The 20,063-nt window shown below is 72.2% G+C and carries 14 protein-coding genes; 1 reads left to right on the top strand and 13 read right to left on the bottom strand.

Features of this window, described 5'->3' with window-relative positions; genetic code table 11:
- From prsT (CKO43_RS16300) to CKO43_RS16360, 13 genes are all read right to left on the bottom strand, one after another.
- Positions 1-1,505 (bottom strand): XrtA/PEP-CTERM system TPR-repeat protein PrsT (prsT, locus tag CKO43_RS16300; RefSeq protein ID WP_200379254.1); only part of this gene is annotated, 1,505 nt, incomplete at its 3' end.
- On the bottom strand, positions 1,502-4,282 hold the full coding sequence (prsT, locus tag CKO43_RS16305; protein WP_200225960.1) for an XrtA/PEP-CTERM system TPR-repeat protein PrsT: 2,781 nt from the start codon (positions 4,280-4,282) through the stop codon (positions 1,502-1,504). The genes prsT (CKO43_RS16305) and prsT (CKO43_RS16300), both read right to left, overlap by 4 nt.
- Before the next feature lie 23 nt (positions 4,283-4,305).
- Positions 4,306-5,676, bottom strand: a complete 1,371-nt coding sequence (gene prsR / locus CKO43_RS16310) for a PEP-CTERM-box response regulator transcription factor (RefSeq protein ID WP_200379255.1) — start codon at positions 5,674-5,676, stop codon at positions 4,306-4,308.
- Positions 5,673-7,775 carry an XrtA/PEP-CTERM system histidine kinase PrsK gene (prsK, locus tag CKO43_RS16315; protein WP_200225964.1) on the bottom strand — a complete coding sequence of 701 codons (2,103 nt, stop codon included), beginning with the start codon at positions 7,773-7,775 and terminating at the stop codon, positions 5,673-5,675. Before prsK ends, prsR begins: the two co-directional genes overlap by 4 nt.
- Before the next feature lie 66 nt (positions 7,776-7,841).
- Entirely contained in the window at positions 7,842-9,224 is a 1,383-nt protein-coding gene (locus tag CKO43_RS16320; RefSeq protein WP_200225966.1) for a TIGR03013 family XrtA/PEP-CTERM system glycosyltransferase, read from the bottom strand.
- Between the two features lie 362 nt (positions 9,225-9,586).
- Positions 9,587-10,615: a PEP-CTERM sorting domain-containing protein gene (locus CKO43_RS16325; protein ID WP_200225968.1), complete on the bottom strand. Its 1,029-nt coding sequence runs from the start codon at positions 10,613-10,615 to the stop codon at positions 9,587-9,589.
- A 170-nt stretch (positions 10,616-10,785) separates the two neighbouring features.
- A complete protein-coding gene (locus CKO43_RS16330) occupies positions 10,786-12,414 on the bottom strand; it encodes a GMC oxidoreductase (protein ID WP_200379256.1) in 1,629 nt (542 codons plus the stop codon).
- Positions 12,411-13,676, bottom strand: coding sequence for a glycosyltransferase (locus tag CKO43_RS16335; RefSeq protein ID WP_200379257.1), 1,266 nt, complete (start codon positions 13,674-13,676; stop codon positions 12,411-12,413). Before CKO43_RS16335 ends, CKO43_RS16330 begins: the two co-directional genes overlap by 4 nt.
- 11 nt (positions 13,677-13,687) lie before the next feature.
- Positions 13,688-14,962, bottom strand: coding sequence for a hypothetical protein (locus CKO43_RS16340; RefSeq protein ID WP_200379258.1), 1,275 nt, complete (start codon positions 14,960-14,962; stop codon positions 13,688-13,690).
- Between the two features lie 5 nt (positions 14,963-14,967).
- The gene (locus CKO43_RS16345) at positions 14,968-15,738 is read right to left on the bottom strand and encodes an outer membrane lipoprotein-sorting protein (RefSeq protein ID WP_200225976.1); all 771 of its coding nucleotides are present in this window, start codon (positions 15,736-15,738) and stop codon (positions 14,968-14,970) included.
- 16 nt (positions 15,739-15,754) lie between these two features.
- On the bottom strand, positions 15,755-17,152 hold the full coding sequence (locus CKO43_RS16350; RefSeq protein ID WP_200379259.1) for an FtsX-like permease family protein: 1,398 nt from the start codon (positions 17,150-17,152) through the stop codon (positions 15,755-15,757).
- Positions 17,149-17,928: an ABC transporter ATP-binding protein gene (locus tag CKO43_RS16355; protein ID WP_200225980.1), complete on the bottom strand. Its 780-nt coding sequence runs from the start codon at positions 17,926-17,928 to the stop codon at positions 17,149-17,151. The genes CKO43_RS16350 and CKO43_RS16355 overlap by 4 nt, the downstream gene beginning before the upstream one ends.
- A complete protein-coding gene (locus CKO43_RS16360) occupies positions 17,925-19,049 on the bottom strand; it encodes a nitroreductase family protein (RefSeq protein WP_200225982.1) in 1,125 nt (374 codons plus the stop codon). Before CKO43_RS16360 ends, CKO43_RS16355 begins: the two co-directional genes overlap by 4 nt.
- 106 nt (positions 19,050-19,155) lie before the next feature.
- Between CKO43_RS16360 and CKO43_RS16365 the strand changes: the two genes are divergently transcribed.
- Entirely contained in the window at positions 19,156-20,031 is an 876-nt protein-coding gene (locus tag CKO43_RS16365) for a ThiF family adenylyltransferase (protein WP_200225984.1), read from the top strand.
- Positions 20,032-20,063 lie beyond the last annotated feature (32 nt).

Here is a 20,063-nt window from a genome sequence, read left to right on the forward strand (position 1 = left end):
GGGAAGTACGCGGCGTCCAGCGCCAGCGCGTGCTCGAAGGCGGCGCGGGCACCGGGGCGGTCGCTGCCGGCGAGCAGCACGCGGCCGCGCATCAGCGAGGGCAGCGCGTCCTGGGGCCGTTTGGCTTCGAGCGCGGCGATGGCCTTGAGCGCCTTGGCGCGCTCACCGCGGCGCAGCTGCGAGGCGATCAGCGCCATGTCGGCGGTGATGCCGGTGTCGCGCGCGGCCAGCGCCTCGAGTTCGCCCAGGCCGGCGCCGCTGTCGCCGCGGCCGATCTTGCCGAGCGCGAGCGCGGTGCGCGCGCGCGGGTCGTCGGGTGCCAGCTTCGCCGCCTGGGCGAAAGCGGCGTCGGCCTGGCGCAGGTCGCCGTTCTGCAGGTGCGCCTGGCCGGCGAGCAGCAGGGTCTCGGCGCCGGCCTTGCCGCCGTCGAGCTCGGGTTCCAGCAGCGCCAGCGCCTTGTCGGCCTGGCCGGTGCGCAGATAGGTCTCGGCCAGCAGCCGCGTCGCCAGCGGCAGGCCCGGCGCCAGCTTGACGGCCTGTGCCAGCAGCGTCTCGGCCTGCGGCAGCGCCCGCAGCTGGTACTCGGTGGCGCCGGCCAGCTGCAGCAGCACGGCGTTGTTCGGCGTCGCCTGCAGCAGCGGCTGCGTCAGCCGGCGCGCGCCTTCGAAGTCGCCGCGCAGGTAGGCGATCTGGGCCTGCAGCAGCCGGGTGCCGGCGAGGTCGGGCAGCGTCTTGCTGAGCTGCTCGACGTGGGCCTGCGCCGCGGGCAGGTCGCCCGCCGCCAGCAACAGCCCGACGAGCGCCTGGTGCGCGGCCATCTGCTTCGGGTCAGCTTCGATCGCGCGCCGGTAGGCGGCCAGCGCCGCGTCGCGGTCGTGGCGGCCGTGCTGCAGCAGCTGGCCCTTCAGCACCCAGGCGTCGGCGCGGCCGGCGTCCTGGGCCGTGACCGCGTCGAGCAGGGCGATCGCGCCGTCCAGGTCCTGCTGCGCCGCCAGCATGCGCGCCTTCAGCAACTGGGCCGGCACGAAGCCGGCCTGCGCCTGCAGTGCCGCGGCGACGGCTTCCTGCGCCTTGGCGGGCTGGTCCAGCCGCAGGTAGGCCAGCGCCAGCGTCGTCGACAGGTCGGCGTCGGCGGCCGCGTCGCCGAGCCGGGTCGTGGCCCAGGTCTGCACGATGCGACGTTCCTCGCCGGCCGCGAGCAGCGAGCGCGCCAGCGGCGGCACGACGCGGGCCTCGGGCAGCTTCAGCTGGGCGGCCTTGCGCAGCTCGACGCTGGCGCCGGCGGCGTCGCCGCTGGCCAGCAGTGTCGTGCCCAGCAGCAGCCGGGCTTCGGCCAGATCGGGGTTCTTCTGGAGCGCGGCCTTCAGCGAGATCGTCGCCGACTTGCTGTCGTGCTGGGCCAGCGCCTGCTGCGCCGACGCGAGCAGTTCTTCTTCGGACGGGCCGCCACAGGCGGCCAGCAGCGCCGCGACGGCGATCGCGGCGACGGTACGGGTTCGGATCATGACAAGGTCTTGAGCAAGCGGCTGACTTCGGCCTGGCCGCTGAACTTGGTGCCCATCTTGGCCAGCGCCTGGAGCTCGCCGCGCGCGCCGTCCTTGTCGCCCGACAGGATCAGCAGGCGGGCGAGGCTGAGGCGGTAGTCCGGCACCTCGGGGGCCTTGGCGATGGCTTCGCGCTGGGTCTGCAGGGCACGCGGCATCTGCTTGTCGGCCGCCAGCGCCAGCGCCAGCGTGTCCAGCAGCGAGGCATTGCCCGGCGACAGCTGCAGCGCCCGCTCGGCGACGGCGACCGCCCCCGGCTTGCCCTGCTGCACCATCAGCCAGGCGATGTTGTTCTGCGCCAGCGCATCGTTCGGGCGCAGTGCCGCGACCTTACGGTAGCGCGCCTCGGCGGCGGCGAACTGGCGCTGCTCCAGCGCCACGCCCGCCAGGTGGTTCTGGAACTCGGCGTCGCGCGGATGCTCCTTTTCCCAGGCGGCGGCGAAGCGCTCGGCCTCGGCCTGGCGGCCGGCCAGCGTCGTCAACGCGTGCAGCCGCATCGCGACCAGTGTCGTGCGGCTGCGCTGCAGCGCGACGCGCGTCACGTCCAGCGCCGCAGCCCACTGCTTCTGGCCGGAGCGGATCTCGACTTCCATCAGCAGGCCCACCGCCTCCTTCGGGCGTTGCTTCTGCACCGTCCGGGCGATGGCGAGCGCGTCGTCGTAGCGTTTGTCCAGCACCGCGAGCTGCACCAGGCGCTGCTGCGCCGGCAGGTAGTCGGGCGTCTGCTTCAGCAGCCGCTGCAGCGTCTCGGTGGCCTTGTCACCGTTCTTGACGTTGAGGTAGGCGTCGGCCAGCCGCATCTGCGGCCCCGGCAACTCGGGCTGGGCGGCCGCGGCCTTGCCGAAGGAGGCCAGTGCCTGCTGCAGGTCGCCGGTGGCGAGCTGGGAGCGGCCGAGCGCGTCGAGCAGGCGCATGTCGTCGGGCAGCGCGGCGACGGCCTCGCTGGCCACCGTCAGCGCCGCCTTGCTGTCGCCCTGGCCCAGGTGGTGTTCGATGAGCAGCAGCCGGGGCGTGGCCTCGCCCGGGTTGGTCTTGACCGCGTTCGCCAGCAGCGCCGCGATCTCGGCCGGTTTTGCCCCCGCGCGCTGGCGCAGGTCGGCGACGGCGAGCAGCGCGCGGTAGTCGCGCGGGTCGCGTGCCAGCAGGGCCTCGAAGCGCTTGCGGGCATCCTCGGGCTTGTTCTCGGCGACGTCGATCGCGGCCAGGCCGGCGACGGCGGGGAAGTAGGCGGGGTCGAGCTCGGCCGCCTTCGCATAGGCGGCGCGGGCACCGGCGGCGTCGGCGCGCTGGCCGAGGATGCGGCCGCGCAGGAAGTAGGGCAGCGGCTCCTTCTCGAGCTTCTTCTGCAGCCGGTCGACCGCGGCGAGCGCGGCGTCGGGCTGCTGGCGCCGCAGCCGGGCGCTGATCAGCGCCAGGTCGGCGTAGGTGCCCGGGTCATGCGTGGCGATGTCCTCGAGCTTGGCGAAGCCCTCGTCGACGTGGCCCTTGGAGATCTCGGTCAGCGCAAGCGCGGTCGAGACCTTGGGGTTCTTCGGGTCCAGCGTCGCCGCACGCGTGAAGTAGCGTTCTGCCAGTGCCGCTTCGCCGTTCTGCAGATGGGCCTCGGCCGCCAGCGCCAGCGTCGCGGCGTCGGGCCGGGGCATGTCCAGCAGCGGCTTGAGCGCCGCCAGCGCCTTGGCCGGCTGGCCCGAGCGCAGCTGCGACTGCGCCAGTAGCCGGCGCGCCGTCACCAGCTCGGGCTCCTGCTGGATGGCCCGGTTCAGGTAGGTCTCGGCGAGCAGCAGCCGGCCGTCGCGCAGCTCGATGGCGCCGGCCAGCTGCAGCAGGCGCACGCTGGTCGGCGCCATCTTGAGCAACTGCTGCACGCTGTCGCGCGCCTGCTTGACGTCGTTGTCCAGCAGCGCCACCTGGGCGCCGTAGTAGCGCGTGTCGGGATGCTGCGGCAGCACCTGCTTCATCGACGTGACCAGCGCCCGCATGCCGGCGACGTCGCCCTTCTCGAGCAGCAGCGGCACCAGCGCCGCGTAGGAGGGCAGGTGGCGCGGCTCGACCTTCAGCGCCTGGCGGTAGGCGCCACCGGCGCCCTCGTTGTCGCCCAGGCCCCAGCGCAGCACGTTGCCCTTGAAGAGCCAGGCGTTCGCGTTCTTCGGGTCGTCGGCGAGGATGCCGTCCAGGCGCGCGAGCGTCTGCGCCGGCTTCTCGTTGCGCGCCTGCAGCCGCGCTTCCTGCAGCCGGGCGGCAATGTTCTTCGGGTTCAACCGCAAGGCCTGGTCGACCGCGGCCTGGCTGCGCTCGGCCTGCCCCTGCGCGGCGAAGGCCAGCGCCACCTGTGCCTTCAGTTCGGCGGCGGCGACCGGGTCCGGCAGCTCGACACGCGCGTACAGGTCGCCGACCTGCTTGGCTTCGCCGCGCGCCAGCATCACCTTGGCGAGCAGCGGCAGCACCAGGCTGTCCTGAAAGCGCAGGTCGTGTGCCTTGCCCAGCTCGATCTCGGCGGAGGCGACGTCGCCGCTCTCCATCAGCGTCTTGCCCAGCAGGTAGCGCGCCTCGCCCGACTGCGGGTCCTGCTGCAGCGCCGACTTCAGCTCGATGATGGCCGAGCCGCGGTCGTTGGCCGCCAGATGGGTCTTGGCCGCGGCGATGCCTTCGCCTTCGGACTTGCGCCCGCAGCCGGCCACCGTCGCGAGCGCCGCGGCGATGGCGGCCGCGATCGCGATGCGCTGGAAGTGAAGTCTCACGCTGTCCCCCTGTTGCCGGCCGTTCATTTGATGGCCAGTCGGTGCATCAAATCGTAGAGCGTCGGGCGGCTGATGCCGAGCAGCTCCGAAGCCTTGACGATGTTGTTGTTCGTGCGCGCGAGCGCGGCGATCACGGTCTGGCGTTCGGCCGCCTCGCGTGCCGCGCGCAGGTCGAACTCGGTGCTCGCCGCCGCACCTTCGCGTGCCGGCGCCTGCAGGCCCATGTCCGGGGCCGTGACGCGGGTGCCGTCGGCCATGATCGAGGCGCGCTTGACGACGTTGAGCAGCTCGCGCACGTTGCCCGGCCAGGGGTGGGCGTCTATGGCCTGCAGCGCGTCCTCGCTGAAGACGAGCGCACCGCGGCGCTGCTCCTGCGCGAAGCGGCGCAGGAAGGCATGCGCCAGCAGCACCGCGTCGCCCTGGCGCGTGCGCAGCGGCGGGATCTTCACCTCGATCTCGGCGAGCCGGTAGTAGAGGTCCTCGCGGAAGCGCCCGTCGGCGATCAGCGTCTGCAGGTTCTGGTGCGTCGCGCCGACGACGCGCACGTCGACCGCGATCTCCTGGCGCCCGCCCAGGCGTTCGATCTTGCGTTCCTGCAGGAAGCGCAGCAGCTTGGCCTGCAGCGCCGCCGGCAGGTCGCCGATCTCGTCGAGCATCAGCGTGCCGCCGTTGGCGGTCTCGATCTTGCCGGGCGTCGTCTTGGCCGCGCCCGTGAAGGCGCCCTTCTCGTAGCCGAAGAGCTCGCTCTCGAGCAGGGTCTCGGGGATCGCCGCGCAGTTGATGGCGACGAAGCGCCCGCTGCGCCGCGAGGCCTGGTGCAGGCCCTGGGCCAGCACCTCCTTGCCGGTGCCGCTCTCGCCCAGCAGCAGCACGGTGGCGCCGCTGGTGGCGACACGCTCGACCATGCGCGAGATGCGCAGCATCTCCGGGTCACGCGTCATCAGCCCGGCGAGTGCGTCGGGCTGCTGCAGCGCCTGCAGGCGGCGGTTCTCGGCCTGCAGCTCGGCCAGGCGCATCGCACGCTCGATCGTCAGGCCCAGCACCTCGGGGTCGAAGGGCTTGGCCAGGAAGTCGTAGGCGCCCAGCGCGACCGCACGCAGCGCGTTGGCCTGGTCGTTCTGGCCGGTGAGCACGATCACCTTGGCGTGCGGGTCCAGGTCCAGCAGCTGCTCGAGCAGCCGGAAGCCCTCGGACACCGAGTCGGGGTCGGGCGGCAGGCCCAGGTCCATCGTCACGACCGAGGGCTGGACGCGGCGGAACTGCAGGATCGCGGCTTCGCGGTCGGCGGCGGTGGCGCAGTCGTAGCGGTCCAGCGACCACTTGATCTGCTTCTGCAGCGCGAGGTCGTCCTCGACGATCAGCACGCGGCCGGCGTTGTCTGGGTTCAGGCTCATGCGGACATCCGGAGGTCGGAAGAAGCGTGGGTCTCGAACAGCGGCATCAGCAGCGTGATGACGGTGCCTTCGCCGACGCGGCTGGCGACGTCGATGCTGCCGCCGAGTTCGCGCAGGTACTGGAAGCTCTCGTAGGAGCCTATGCCCATGCCGCTCGCCTTGGTGCTGCTGAACGGGCGGAAGAGCTTGTTGCGCACGAAGTCCTCGCTCATGCCGCAGCCGGTGTCGCCGACCTCGATGCGCACCTGGCCGCCGTGGCGCGCCGCGTGCACCCAGACGCGGCCTTCGGGCGGCGTGGCGTCGAGCGCGTTGTGCACCAGATGGCCGAGCACGCGCTCGAGCCGTTCCTCGTGGCCGCGCGTGGCCAGGCCCTCGGTGCAGTCGGCCTCGATCGTGCGCCCGGCGCTGCGGGCGGTGGCGGCGATGCGGCGCACGATGGCGGCGATCTCGACGCCGCGCGCGCCGCCCGGCGGCGTCGCGCCTTCACGCAACTGCAGCATCAGGCGGCGCATCTTCTCGAGCGAGCTCTCGACCGTCATCAGCATGTCCTGCTGGAACTCCGGGTTGGCGTGCAGTCGCTGGGCATTCTTCATCATCAGCGACAGCTGGGTGACGATGTTCTTCAAGTCGTGCACGACGAAGGCCGACATGCGGTTGAAGGCTTCGAACTTGCGGGCTTCGAGCAGGGCCTCGGTTGCCTGCATCTGCGCCAGGATGCCGGCGGCCTGGCGCGCGGCGGTCTTCAGCAGGTCGCGCACCTCCCAGTTCAGCTCCAGCCGCGTGCGCGGCCGTCCGAGCGTGACGAAACCCAGCAGCTCGCCGGCCACCGGCAGCGGCACGACGAGCCAGGTGTCGCCGCCGGTCGGCAGCCAGGACGGCAGCACCAGGCTGCCGTAGCGCCGCGGCGAGTCGCGGAACTCGTCGAGGTCGACCACCCAGCCGGGTTCGGCGAGGAAGCCGACCAGCGCCGAGTCGGCGCTCTCGCCGGCCTCGACCTCGGGCACGTTCCAGCGTGCCGCCTGGCGGTAGACGCCGTCGGCGCCGCCGCGCAGCCACAGGCTGCCGGAGGGCGACTCGACCATGTTCGCCAGGCCGCGCACGACCAGGCCGCCGATCTCCTGCGGCGAGCCGCGCGAGGACAGCATCGCGGTGAAGCGCAGCCATTCCTCGCGGTAGTCGTAGCGGTAGCTGAAGAAGTGCTTGCCGACGAAGACACGCAGCCGCGCGCGCGCCGCGCCCGACAGCACCAGCAGCGCCAGCCCCAGCACGCCGGCGGCGGCGAGCACGATCTGCAGGCCGCGGCCCCAGTCGCCGCCGAAGTCGCGCACCCAGTAGCCGAGGCCGGCCATCACCAGCAGGTAGGCTCCGACCAGGATCAGCGTCGCCGAGTAGAAAGCCGCCGAGCGCGAGACCTGCAGGCCGCGTATCCAGTCGCGCCGGCGCCGCGCCGCCACCAGCAGCCAGGGCATCGCCAGCGCGACGACCAGGCCGCGCACGCCCAGCGCGTCGGCATCCAGGCGGCCGAAGAGCACGCCCTCGGCGTAGACGTAGAGGTCGAAGGCGAACAGCAGCGCCAGCCCCAGGCACACCGGCTTGGCGTTCCAGCGCGAGTCCTCGGGCAGGTTGCGGAAGATCTGCTCGACGAGCACCAGCCCGACGACGGCGATCAGCAGCCAGCCGCCGAACAGCAGCCGCAGCAGCGCCGCGGGCTCGCGCGCCAGGCCGATGCCGACCAGGGTGCACAGCGTGATGAGCAGCGCCAGGCCGGCGGCGCTGCGCAAGGGGCGCAGCGCCGGGTCGGCCGTGTCGCGGCCGGCGGGCTCCAGCAGCGCGAGCATGAAGCGCAGCCACAGGCCCAGGCGCAGCAGGTCAAGCAGCGCCGCAGCGTAGCCGCCGGCCAGCGTCGGATGGGCGGCCTGCCAGAACGACGCCAGCGCCCAGACCACGGTGGCCACGAGCGCGGCGAGGAAGTTCTGGGCGCTGCGGCCGTGCTGCTGGCGCCACTCGGCGCCGCGTGCGAGCGACAGCACGAAGCCGGCGTGGACCAGCGCCGCGAGCGCGAAACCGAGCAGGGCGAGTTCGGCCTCGGGGCGTTCCATGGTTCAGGCTGCGCCGGCGGGCGCTCCGTGGACGGAGCGGAGGATTCTAGGAGCCCCGCCGGAGGGTCAGCGCGCCCCCTTGCCCGTCAGCACGACGCCGACCGTCTCGAACAGCACGACGAGGTCGAGGAACAGCGAGTGGTTCTTCACGTAGTAGAGGTCGTACTGCAGCTTCTGCTGCGAGTCCTCGACGGTGGACCCGTACTGGTAGCGCACCTGGGCCCAGCCGGTGACACCGGGCTTGACGCTGTGGCGCACGGCGAAGAACGGGATCTCGCGCGTCAGCTGCTCGACGAAGAAGGGCCGCTCCGGCCGCGGGCCGACCAGGCTCATCTGGCCCTTGAGCACGTTGAAGAGCTGGGGCAGCTCGTCGATGCGCAGCAGCCGGATGATGTGACCGACGCGCGTCACGCGGTCGTCCTGGGCCGTCGCCCAGCGCGGCTTGCCGTCCTTCTCGGCGTCGGTGCGCATGCTGCGGAACTTGGTCACCATGAAGCTGGTGCCGCCCAGGCCGACACGCTCCTGGCGGTAGAACACCGGGCCGCGGCTGTCGAGCTTGATCGCGAGCGTGGCCAGCAACATGATCGGCGCGGCCAGCACGATCAGCAGCAGGCTGAAGACGATGTCCGACAGGCGCTTGATCGCGGTGCGCAGCGCGCCCTGGTTGAAACCTTCGCCGAAGACCAGCCAGCCGGCGTTGACGAAGTCGATGCGGATCTGGCCCAGGCGCTTCTCGAAGTGCGTCGACAGGTCGTAGACCTTGACGCCGAAGAGCTTGCAGTCGAGCAGTTGGCGCAGCGGCATGCTGCCGGCGCGGCGCTCGGTCAGCGCGACGACGATCTCGTCGACGTCGAGTTCCTTGGCCGTCGTCGTGAGCGAATGCTCGCAGTGCAAGATCTGCTCTGCCGGCACCGCCGCTTCCTTCTCGTTGGGGCCGGGCACGAAGCCGACGATCTCGACGTTCGGGTCGGACGCGATCAGGGTCTGGCCGACGATCTGCGCCGCGGTGCCGGTGCCGAAGATGAGCACGCGCATGCGGTCGTGGTCGCGCGCGCCCCAGTGGGTGACGTAGACGCGGCGGGCGACGACGGCTGCGACGCCGGCCATCGCCGCGACCTGTACCACGTGCCGGTCGGGCATCGCCGCCGGCAGCAGGCCGAAGGTCAGCCAGGCCAGCGGCAGCGCGATCACGAGCATCGCGACGGCGCGGGCGCAGGTCTGCACCGGGGTCAGATTGGGGCCGCGCTGGTAGATGCCGGTGGCGGCGCTGATGACGACCATGCCGGCGGCCAGCGACAGCACGTGCGGCCCGGCGACCGACAGCAGCTCGGGCGCATGGCCGAAGGGCACGAAGAAAACCGCCACGAGCATCAGCACCAGCAGGGCGCAGTCCGAGGACACCTGCAGCAGTGTTTGGCGATGCACGTAGTGGTTGAAGATGCGGATCATGGTCGCTTCCGGGTGACGGTTCCGTGGCGACGGCCCCTCGCCCGGGGGCGGGGCGGTGATGCCGACAGACCGGTCTTGGCGCCGGGCAGGGTGTTTGTAGCGGTTGCAAGCAGGCGTGACCTGTGCGGTCACTGTAGGGATCGGCCTGATGCAGCCACAACCCCCGGCTCGCGGGATCGGCGCCCCTAGCGCGCCGTAGGGGGATAAACCGTGACTTCGGTCATGAACCGACCATCTTTCCCGGTTCCTGATGGTTCGGCGTCACGAACACGGGGTTCCGTCACCGTGCGGCCGTCGCTTCGTGGGGCGACAAAAACAAAACGGGGGGCCGAAGCCCCCCGTTTTTGAACTCAGATCGTCGATCAGCTGCGGCGGCGACGCGAAGCCGCGAAGCCGGCGGTGCCCAGCGCCAGGCCGACCAGAGCCAGGGTGCCCGGTTCCGGCACGCCGTTGACGGCGGAGTTGAAGTCGGTCTGGGCGACGAAGTCCGGGCCTTCGATCGGGCCGGAGCCGCCGTTGGTGCCGCCGACCACCGGCGTGTAACCGCCGGAGCCGCCGTTCGCGGAGTACAGGCCGTCGACGTGCGTGGTATCGCAGGTCGAGTTGTTGCTGCTGCCGATGGCGCCCGCGTTGGTCGTTGTGTTGAAGCAGTCGGACGGGTTGGCGCCGCGGAACGGCAGGCCGATCGAGATGTTCTCGTAGTCGATCACGAAGCCTTCCAGCGTCGACTTGAAGAAGTCGCCGTCCAGTTCGATGTCGCCGGTGCCCGCTTTCACGGATTCCTGGCTGCCGATGCCGCTGATCGTCAGCTGGCCGTCGTAGTCGTTGCCGTCGCTGGACTGGTCCAGCGCGATCTGCGTGCTGCTCGTGATCATGAACAGGCCGGTGCTGTCGATCCCGACGCCGGTCAGCTTGGCGATCAGCAGGCCGTCGTTGAAGCCCGAACCGGTCAGGTCATCAGCGTCCGGGGTGGTGTCGTAGTAGATCTCGAGCCAGCCGGCGCCGGTCGTGGCAAAGGTCGCCATCGTGGCCGTGGCGTTCACCGAGGTCACCTTCTCGGTGTAGCCGGCGACCATCGTGATCTCGGCCTTGTCGGTGAAGGCGCTCGGCAGCGAGGTCGAGGTGCCGCCGTTGGCCAGCGTGTAGCCGGTCAGCTTGGCGTGCGTGTAGACCTGGAATTGGGTGCTCGAACCGGTGGCGCCGCCGGCGAACGCGGCGATGGCGGCATTCGCGCCTTGCGCCAGGAAGCTGGTCTGCGACCAGTCGAGCGCGGTGACTTCGACCGCGGGGACGCCGCCGGCGCCGTCGAGGTCCAGGATCAGGCCGGCGTGGGCAGGGCCGGCGATGGCGAATGCACTGCTGATCAGTGCGCCCAGGATGCTTTTGCGCATTCGGACTCCTTGAGGTTCGTTGCAGGTCTGGGCGGCGTGCCCTGCCTTGTAATCAGGAAAAGCAACCGCTGTGCCACGCCGCGCAAGTCCTTGTCGCGGAAGAAGAAAGTGCGGATTTACGAAGGCTGGCCGAGGGCGGGTGTAAAGGCGCCCGACAGCCCCGCCGGCCCTCAGTCCAGCGCGCGATCGATGCGCTCGGCTACTCGCAGCGCGTTGGCCGCGATCGTCAGGCTGGGGTTGGTGCCGCCGCTGGACGGGAAGAACGAGCTGTCGACGACGTAGGCGTTGTCGAGTTCGTGCACGCGGTTGTCGCGGTCGAGCACGCTGCGGCGCGGGTCGTCGCCGAAGCGGCAGGTGCCGCAGACGTGGGCGATGCGCTGGTTGTTCGCCACCTGATCCAGACGGCGCCAGGCGCGGCCGCGCAGCGTGCGCTCCAGATGCTCACGCAGCCGGCGCATGCGCTCGTGCGCCTCGGCGCGCAGCCGGTACTCGAGCACGATGCGCCCGGGGCCGTCGGCGTGCGGCGCGACGCGGTTGTCGCGGTAGGGCAGGTCCTCGGCAATCGTCGCCAGTGTGATCCAGCCCTGCGAGATGTCGTTCAGCACCGGCTTCATCAGCGGCCGCGCCAGTGCCAGCGCCGGCGCCGCCCAGCCCCAGCGCGAGGCGCGCAGGTCGCTCGCGAGCGAGCCGAACAGCATCGGTGCCGGCGGCAGCCGGCCGAAGGACTGCAGCGTGCCCAGCTTGCGGTCGCCGTCGACGTAGAAGTCGTTGCAGGCCATCTCCTTGCGCCGGTTGTCGAAGCCGCCGGCCGCGCCGCGCGGGCGCACCAGGTAGACGTCGATCAGATGGCGCATCAGGTTGCGGCCGACGAGCCCCGAGCCGTTGCCCAGCCCGGCGCCGCCGGCCGAGCGCAGCAGGATCAGCGGCGACTGCAGCGCGCCGGCGGCGAGCACGACGCTGCGCGCGCGCAGTTCGAGCACGCGGCCGCGCTGCAGGCAGCGCACGCCGGTCGCACGGCGGCCGTCGGCCAGCGCTTCGAGCACGCGGCAGCCGCTCAGCAGCGCCGCGCCGTGTTCGCGCAGCGCCGGCTCCAGGCAGGCGTTGCCGGCTTCGCGTTTGCAGCCGCTGCTGCAGAGGAAACCCTGGCAGGCGCCGCAGCCGGGGCGGTAGTCGCAGGCGCTGGGCAGGCGGTACGGGTGCAGGCCGCGGCTGGCCAGGAAGGCCGCGAACTCGGCTCCGGCCGGCGACAGCGGCGGCGGCTCGGGCAGTTGCGGCGGGTGCTCGGCCAGCGGGTCGGCGTCGCCGCGAACGCCGTACAGCGCCTCGGCGCGGGCGTAGAAAGGCAGCAGTTCGGCGTGCGACACCGGCCAGCGCTCGACGATCTCGGCGTCGGTGGCCGCGCCGCCGAAACGCCCGGGCTCGAAGTCGGCCGGCAGGAAACGCTCCATCGCCATGCCGTAGAGCGCGCTCGAGCCGCCCGGCCCGTGGCCGATGAAGGGCACGAAGCTGTGCTCGCGCGCGCCGCTGCGGTCGACGATGGTGTCGGCGCAGCGGCCGGCGGCGGCCAGCCGCGCGGCGTCGGCAGGGCCGAGCGAGCGACCGTCGCCGCCGTCGGCGAGTTCGGCGTATTCGCCGCGCTGCGGCCTGCCGCCGAGGTCGCCGAGCTCGCAGAACAGCACCTGGCGCCCGGCGCGCGCGAGCGCGTGGCCCAGCGTCGCGCCGCCGATGCCGGTGCCGACGACGATGACGTCCCAGTGGCGGAGCAGGCCCTCGGGGTCGGGGTCGGTGGCAGACGTCATCGGCGGGCCTCCGGTGCCGGTGCGAGGCCGGTGGCCTCGTCGACGAAACGCACGAAACGGGCGCGGAAATCGGTCGTGCCGAGGCGCCGCAGCGTCTCGCGCCCGGCGCCGTCGGCACGTGCCAGCAGCGCGGCCGCCGCGGCGCGCACGCGCCCGGCGTCGACGCGGTCGGCGCGCAGCGCCAGGCCGGCGCCGGCGGCCTGCAGGCCGCGCATGTTCAGCATCTGGTCCATGTTGCTGCAGATGCCGAGCACCGGCGTGCCGGCGGCCAGCGCCTGCTGCGAGGTCGGGCTGCCGCCGTTGCAGACGACGAGCCCGGCGCGCGCGGCCGCGGCCTCTCCCGGCAGGTAGTCGGCGCTGCGCAGCCACGGCCGTGGCCGCGGCGCGGCCTGGCCGGCGCTCGCCACCATCACCTGGACGCCCAGAGGCTCGAGCGCGTCGAGCACGACCTCGAGCGCGTGACGGTCGCCCGAGCTGCCCATCGTCACGTAGACCGCGGGCCTGTCGCCCTGCGGCTCGTGCCACCAGGCCGGCGGCGCGACCGGCGGCGACCACAGCACCGGCCCGAGGTGCCGGTGCGTCGCCGGCGCGCCGGGCAGCGGGAACAGTGCCGGCGAGTCGGCGTAGAGCACCTCGTCGGCATCGGTGTAGATGCGCCGCAGATCCGGGCCCAGCGGTGCCAGCCCGTGCGCGGCCCGCAGCGCGTTCAGCGGCCGGCAGTGCGGCGCCAGCAGCAGCGGCTGCAGCAGGTCGAAGCCGGCCTGGGCCAGTGCCAGCGGCGCGTACCGGGTCCAGCCCAGCACCGGCACCGGAAGCCGGCGCTGCGGGCTGTACGGGCTCCAGTAGGCGTTGCAGATCGCGGCGTAGCGCACGCCGGCCAGGCGCGCGCTGACCGACAGCGAGAGCCTGAAGTCGCCGACGACGAGGTCCGGCCGCCAGCGCTCGAACAGCGCCAGGTCGGCCTGCACCGCCGCTTCCAGTTCGGCCACGGTGAACAGCGGCGCGCCGCGCAGCAACCGCGCAGCGAAACCTGCCGGATCGCTGGCGGCCGCCAGCGGCAGCCAGCGGTCGGTGTCGGCACCGAGAAAGCGGCGTGCGTGTTCCGGGCAGGCCAGCGCGCAGTCGACGCGGGCGGCATCCAGCGCCGCCATCAGCGCCGCCGGCCGTGCCAGGTGCGCCAGCGTCGCCGCCTCGGCGACGAAGAGCACACGCGGCCGGCGCGCGCCGGCGGGGGCGCGCGCGTGCGCTTCGGCCTGCGCCATCGCCCCCGGGCTCAGAAGTAGACCGTCGCCAGCACGGCGGCGGAGTCGCGGATCTGCGGCATGCCGAACTCCGAGCCCGCGTCGCCGCGCTGGTTCTGCAGCTGCAGCGCCAGGTCCAGCCGGTCCATGCGGTAGCGCAGCTCGATCCAGGCCATGCGGCTGCGGTCGCTGCGGTTGAACTTGGCGAGCGCGGTGAGCTCGAGGTTCTTCACGAACAGGTCGCGCTGCACCGCGTACAGAAGCCAGGCGCTGCGTGCGGCGTTGTCCTGCAGCGCAGTGGCGGCGGTGTAGTACGCGGCGGCTGCGGCCGGGTTCGTGGCCAGCTGCTTCCAGCCTTCGCGGTCGAGCGCGGCGCCGTTGTACTGGTACTCGCCGGTCAGCGAGAGCTTGCCCACGGTGGTGTAGGTCAGGCCGACGGCGGCGCGGTGGTGGCTGCGGTCCTCGCCGTCCAGGCCCAGCGCCTGGTCGAGCAGCTCGGGGTCGCGGCTCCAGGACCACTCCGCATGGCCGACCATGGCCTGCGACAGCAGCGCCGTCGTGTTCGCGCCCAGGCGCGTGGACTCGCCGTCGCCGGCGTGCACCAGCCAGCGCGCGCTCCAGCTGTCCGAGAAGCGCGTGCCGAGCACGAGCTGGCCGCGGTCGCGGTTGTTGGTCGAGCCCAGGTCGGCGCTGAAGCGGTGGCTGCTGGCCTCGTCCTCGAGCTTGGGCGAGAACGCCGCTTCGACGGTGACGTCGCGCCACAGGTGCTGGCCGCGCAGCATCACGCTGCCCAGGCGGTTCTCGCGCAGCGTGAACGGGTTGACCGTCGTGATCGTGCGCAGCGCCTGGTCGCGGAAGAAGTCGCTCGGGTTGTAGCCGTAGCCCGGGCCTTCGCGCAGGTTGATGCGGCCGAACTCGAGCGCGCTCGCCGCGCCTTCGCCCTGCCAGCCGAGGTAGGCCTCGCGCAGGCTGAACACCGGGTTGGAGATGCGCTCGTCCGACGGGCGCGTCGCGTCCAGGCGCAGCGACAGCACCGACTGCAGCGACTCGCCCCAGCGGGTGCCCTGGCGCCAGTCCAGCGAGGCCCGGCCGATCGAGCGCGAGCCCAGGCCGTAGCGCTGGTCGGCGCGGCCGGCGGCGGCCTCGACGAAGAGCTTGCTGTCGCCCGGCGCCGTGGCGGCGGCCTCGGGTCCGGCCTCGAGCGCCAGTGCGTCGAGGTCGTCGGCGGCCAGCGCCGGGACGGTGCAGAACAGGCCGGCGGCCAGCGCCAGCGGGGTCAGGGTGCGGTGCAGGGTGCGGGCGGGCAACAAGATCACTCCGGTTGGAAGCGGGGCAGGTAGTCGCGCTGGAACCAGCTCTCGGGCAGGTTCTTCTCGGTGTAGCCGGTGAGCCGCATCAGCGTCACCGAGGCCGGGTTCAGGCCGTCGATGATGACGAGTTCGGTCGGCCGCTCGGTGCCCAGCTCGCGCGCGTAGCGGCGGTAGTAGACGGTCTTCAGCAGCCGGCCCGACTCGGCGAAGAAGCGGCCCTTGATTGGTTGGTCGTTGTCGGTGGCGACCCAGAACTCGATGCGCGCGTAGGTCGCGTCGGGCACCGCGGCGGCCAGCTCCAGCTGCCAGGCGCGGCGCGTCTTGCGGTCGCCGTCCTGCACGTCTTCCTCGCCCTTGAGCGTGGCCTTGTAGTCGCGCGCCAGGTTGACGGTGACGACGTCGCCGTTGGACGCCTGTCCGAGCAGCCGCTGCTGCGGCGACAGGCGCACGCTGGCCTTGGTCGACGGGTCGTAGAACCACAGGTCCTGGCCGTTCTTCAGCATCAGCTTGCCGGTGTCGCGCGCCGGGGCCGTGAAACGCACGAGGGTCGCGAACTGCGCGTCCTGCGACAGCGTGCGCGAATAGGTGACCATCGTGCTCGAGTCGGCACGTTTGCCGTCCTGGAACTCGGTCAGCGCGACGTTGACAGCGAATGGCCGCCCCGGGTTGCGCACCGCGTCGCTGGCGGCGAGGATGCGCTGGGCGTCGGGCGCGGCGGCCGCGGCGCCGGCGGCGATCAGGGCCGCCGCGGCGAGCCAGGTTCTGCGTTTCATCAGGTTCCTCCTGCGGTCAGACATGGCGCAGGGCATCGACGATGACCAGCCGCGACGCGCGCCGCGCCGGCCACCAGGCCGAGCCCGCGGCGATCAGGATCAGCCCCAGCGTCGTGCCGACGATGGTCGTGGTTTCGCCCCAGACCAGCAGCAGCAGCGGCAGCTTCTCGCCGCTGCCCGGTGGCACCCAGGTCAGGCCGAGCTGGTTCAACACCGCCGAGAAGGCGAGCGCGAAAACCGCGCCGGCCACCGTGCCCGCGACCCCAAGGATCATGCCCTCGAGCACGAACATGCGCTGCACGCCGCGCTGGCGCAGCCCCATCGCGCGGATCGTGCCGATCTCGACCGTGCGCTCCATCACCGCGGTGCTCATCGTGTTGCCCACGGTGAAGAGCACGATCGAGCCGATGAGCACGAAGATGAAGCCGAAGATCGTGTCGAACATCTTCACCGTCTGCACGAAGAAGGGGTTGAGCTCGCGGAAGTCCAGCACCGCCAGCGGCTGGCCCGGGGCGCGCTCCTTCAGCAGCGCCTCGAGACGGGCGCGCGCGGCCTCGATCTGGCCGCTGTGCCGCAGCTGCACCGTGATCGCGGTCGCCTTGGGCGCCTCGCGGCCGTAGATCAGCCGCTGCGCCTGCGGCAGATGCATCATCAGGTAGACCTCGTCGAGCTCCTTGAAGCCCTGCAGCTCGGCGCGCATGACCTCCAGCGCGATGACGTTGGGCGCGCCGCCGGGGCTGGTCGCCAGCACCTCGATGCGCGGGCCGCCGCCGCGGCTGCCGGCCGGCCCGGCCGGGGCTTCGCCGGCGGCGAGCGCGGCGATGTCGTCGGGCAGGGCCTCGCCGGCGGGCTGCTCGGTCACGCTGGGCTGCGGGCAGTCGGCGACGCCCAGCGCCTCGCACAGCATCAGCACGCGCGCCACGCCCTGGCCGACGAGCGCGGCGTCGGCCGGCGCGCCGGCGAGCGCGAACGGCGGCGCGGTCTGCCGCAGGTCGAACTCGTTCCATTCGCGCATGCGGTTCTGGTCGACGGCGACGACGCCGGTGCCCAGCACCGTGCGCGAGACGCCGGCGGCAAAGTTGCTGGCGATGCCGCCGAACTGCAGCGTCGGCGTGACGACGGTGACCATGGCGCCGAGTTCCGGGTCGCGCCGGATCGTGTCGATGATCGCCTCGTAGCCGGCGATCGAGTACTTGGTCGGGTTGCCGCTGCCGTAGAGGAAGAGGTCGCGGTGCTGGATCTGCAGGTGGCCGCCGCCGCGCACGTAGGCGGTGTGCATCGTGTATTCGATGTTCTTGCGGTAGCCGCCGAACAGCAGGATCGCCGCGCTGCCGATCGCCAGCGCGATGAAGGTGGCGAAGGACCGCCTGCGGTTGCGCAGCAGGTTGCGCACGGCCAGCAGCAGGTCGATCACCGTGCGTCTCCCGCGGCGTGCGTGCTGTCGGCGCTGCCTTCGTCCAGGTCCAGCGCCGGCCGCGCCGGCGTCGGCCGGCGGCGGATGGCGCGGATCTCGCCGTCCTTCAGGTAGACGGTGTCGTCGGCGGCGCCGATCACGGCGCGGTCGTGCGACGAGAACAGGAAGGAGATGCCGTAGCGCTGCTGCATGCCGCGCATCAGCTGCAGGATCTCGGCGCCGGTGCGGCTGTCGAGGTTGGCGGTGGGTTCGTCGGCGATCACGAGCCGCGGCTTGAGCGCGAGCGCGCGCGCGATCGCCACACGCTGGCGCTGGCCGCCCGAGAGCTGCCCCGGCCGGTTGTTGGCCCGGTCGGACAGCCCGACGGCTTTCAGCAGCCGGCGCACGCGCTCGGCGCGCCGGGCCGGCGGCAGCTGCGCCAGCAGCATCGGGTACTCGATGTTCTCCCAGGCGCTCAGCACCGGCAGCAAGTTGAAGTTCTGGAAGATGAAGCCGATGTGGCGCGAGCGGAAGGCCGCCAGGTCGTCGTCGGACATCGGCCCGATGTCCTGGCCGGCGACCATCACCTGGCCCTGGTCGGGGCGGTCTATGCAGCCGATCAGGTTCAGCAGCGTCGTCTTGCCGCTGCCCGAGGGCCCGAGCACGACGGTGAACTGTGCCGGCCGCACCAGCAGGTCGACGTTCTTCAGCACCGGCACGTCGACGTCGTCCAGGCGGTAGCCCTTGACGACGCCGCTGAGCACGGCCACGGGTTGTTCGTTCGTGTCGTCGCTCATCTGTGGGTGTCCGGGGAGGAGACGAACAGCGTCTCCAGGCGCCGGCGCAGCGAGCGCGAGCGCGCCTGGGCGCCCAGGCCGACGCGGCCGACGAAGACGCCGCGCGCCAGCGCGTCGGCGCCGGCGATGCGTTCGAAACCGGTGGCGACCGCGGCCGCGGCCTCGAAAGCGCCCGGCGTCTGCGAGAAGCGCCGGCCCTCGCGCGCGTAACGCGCGAAGATCAGCGGCGTCATCTCGGGCTGCAGCTGCAGCCCGAGCGCGGTGGCGGTGAGCCAGAAGCGCTGCATCGCACGCCCGGCGGCGACGTTGGCCTCCACCGTCAGCGCCGGTGCCGGCGCCAGGATCACGAAATGCGCCGCGCAGCCCAGCGCCGGCAGCAGGTCCAGCTCGATGCGCGGCATCCAGGTGCCGGCAAGAAAGCGGTTGGCGAACTGCACGCGTTTCCAGTCGGCCAGCGCGAAGCGCATCGCCGGCAGCACCAGCGGGTTGGCGCCGAGCGCCTGGTCGGGCACCCGTTCCTCGCTGAAGCGTGCGCCCCAGTCGATGATGTCGCGGTGCACGCGCCAGGCTTCGGGCGTCGTCAGGCGCAGCCGCGCCGAGCGGAACAGCAGCCCGGCCATCGCCCGGCGCGCGCCGCCCTCGATCCAGCGCACGGCGAACCCGCTGCCGACGCTGGCCTGCAGCGCCTGCTTCTGCGCCGCGGTCAGCGCGGTGCGCCGGAACGGCCGGCGCTGCACGCTGCGGCGCTCGATCACTGCGGCGAGCGGGTCGGGCAAGACGGCGCCGTCGGCGGTCAGCCTCAGTTCATAAGTGGGGCGTTCGTCGGGGCCGGGGCGGCGGCTCGCCTCCAGGCGCCAGCCGTGCGCCGAGGCGGCGATCGCGGCGGTCTCGATCAGCGCGCCGATGGCGATCTGGCTCGGACGGCCGTCGAGGTCGTAGACGCAGTGCTCGCGCGTGTCGTGGCCATGCAGCAGCGCCGCGTGCGCGTCCAGGCGCTCGAAGCGCCAGGGCTGGGTGTTGTCGCCGCTGGGCGCCCAGCGTGCGGCATCGAGCACGAGCTCGATCGGCGCGCGCGCGGCAGCGGGCGTGGCGGTGGGCGTCACGGCGGGAACATCGGGCATGGCGGGGGGTGCGTACGGCACGAATGCGGGTACATTCTGCGCGGACTCGGCAAGCACGCATCCTGACAGTGCTGCCTTTCGGCGTAGACGCGATCAGCACCGCGCAATGACCGCAAATCAACCCTCGGCTTTCGATTACGACGCTGCGATCTCGCGCAACATCGGCTGGGTGACCCCGGCCGAGCAGCAGCGCCTGCGTGGCGCCCGGGTCGCGATCGCCGGGTTGGGCGGGGTCGGCGGTGCCCACCTGCTGACGCTGGCGCGGCTGGGCATCGGGCGTTTCCGCATCGCCGACTTCGACCGCTTCGAGGTCCACAACTTCAACCGCCAGGCCGGCGCGTTCATGTCCACGGTCGGGCGCGCCAAGTGCGAGGTCATGGCCGAGATGGCGCGCGACATCAATCCCGAGGCCGAGGTTGTCGGCTTTGACGGCGGTGTCGACGAAGGCAACCTCGACGCCTTCCTCGACGGTGTCGACGTCTACGTCGACGCGATCGACTTCTTCGCCGTCGAGGCCCGGCGCATGCTGTTCGCCGCCTGTCACGCGCGCGGCATCCCGGCGGTGACAGCGGCGCCGCTGGGCATGGGGGTGTCGCTGCTGTATTTCTCGCCGCGGGCGATGAGTTTTGAGCAGTACTTCCGGCTCGAAGGCTGCGACCGCCAGGAACAGTTCGCACGTTTCATCGCCGGGCTGTCGCCGGCGATGCTGCAGCGCGGCTACCTCGTGCACCCGGAGGCGGTGAACTTCGCCGCCCAGCGCGGGCCGTCGACGATCATGGCCTGCGATCTGTGCGCCGGCGTCACCGGCACCGCGGTGCTCAAGCTGCTGTGCGGCCGCGGTGAGCTCAAGGCCGCGCCCTGGGCGATGCAGTTCGACGCCTACCGCCAGAAACTGTCCTTCACCTGGCGCCCGGGCGGCAACGCCAACCCGCTGCAGCGCCTGCTGCTGCGTTTCGTGCGGCCCCTGCTCAGGCTCGGCTGAACAAGCCCGCAACACCCGCCCGCGAGGGCCTC

The sequence above is a fragment of the Rubrivivax gelatinosus genome, assembly GCF_016583785.1.
Taxonomy (GTDB): domain Bacteria; phylum Pseudomonadota; class Gammaproteobacteria; order Burkholderiales; family Burkholderiaceae_C; genus Rubrivivax; species Rubrivivax gelatinosus_B.

What these genes read in the sequence shown, in the direction of transcription:
- CKO43_RS16330 (WP_200379256.1), bottom strand. Translation starts at nt 12,414, where the DNA reads ATGACGTCTGCCACCGACCCCGACCCCGAGGGCCTGCTCCGCCACTGG.
- prsR (WP_200379255.1), bottom strand. Translation starts at nt 5,676, where the DNA reads ATGAGCCTGAACCCAGACAACGCCGGCCGCGTGCTGATCGTCGAGGAC.
- CKO43_RS16355 (WP_200225980.1), bottom strand. Translation starts at nt 17,928, where the DNA reads ATGAGCGACGACACGAACGAACAACCCGTGGCCGTGCTCAGCGGCGTC.
- CKO43_RS16345 (WP_200225976.1), bottom strand. Translation starts at nt 15,738, where the DNA reads ATGAAACGCAGAACCTGGCTCGCCGCGGCGGCCCTGATCGCCGCCGGC.
- CKO43_RS16365 (WP_200225984.1), top strand. Translation starts at nt 19,156, where the DNA reads ATGACCGCAAATCAACCCTCGGCTTTCGATTACGACGCTGCGATCTCG.
- CKO43_RS16335 (WP_200379257.1), bottom strand. Translation starts at nt 13,676, where the DNA reads ATGGCGCAGGCCGAAGCGCACGCGCGCGCCCCCGCCGGCGCGCGCCGG.
- prsK (WP_200225964.1), bottom strand. Translation starts at nt 7,775, where the DNA reads ATGGAACGCCCCGAGGCCGAACTCGCCCTGCTCGGTTTCGCGCTCGCG.
- CKO43_RS16320 (WP_200225966.1), bottom strand. Translation starts at nt 9,224, where the DNA reads ATGATCCGCATCTTCAACCACTACGTGCATCGCCAAACACTGCTGCAG.
- CKO43_RS16325 (WP_200225968.1), bottom strand. Translation starts at nt 10,615, where the DNA reads ATGCGCAAAAGCATCCTGGGCGCACTGATCAGCAGTGCATTCGCCATC.
- CKO43_RS16360 (WP_200225982.1), bottom strand. Translation starts at nt 19,049, where the DNA reads ATGCCCGATGTTCCCGCCGTGACGCCCACCGCCACGCCCGCTGCCGCG.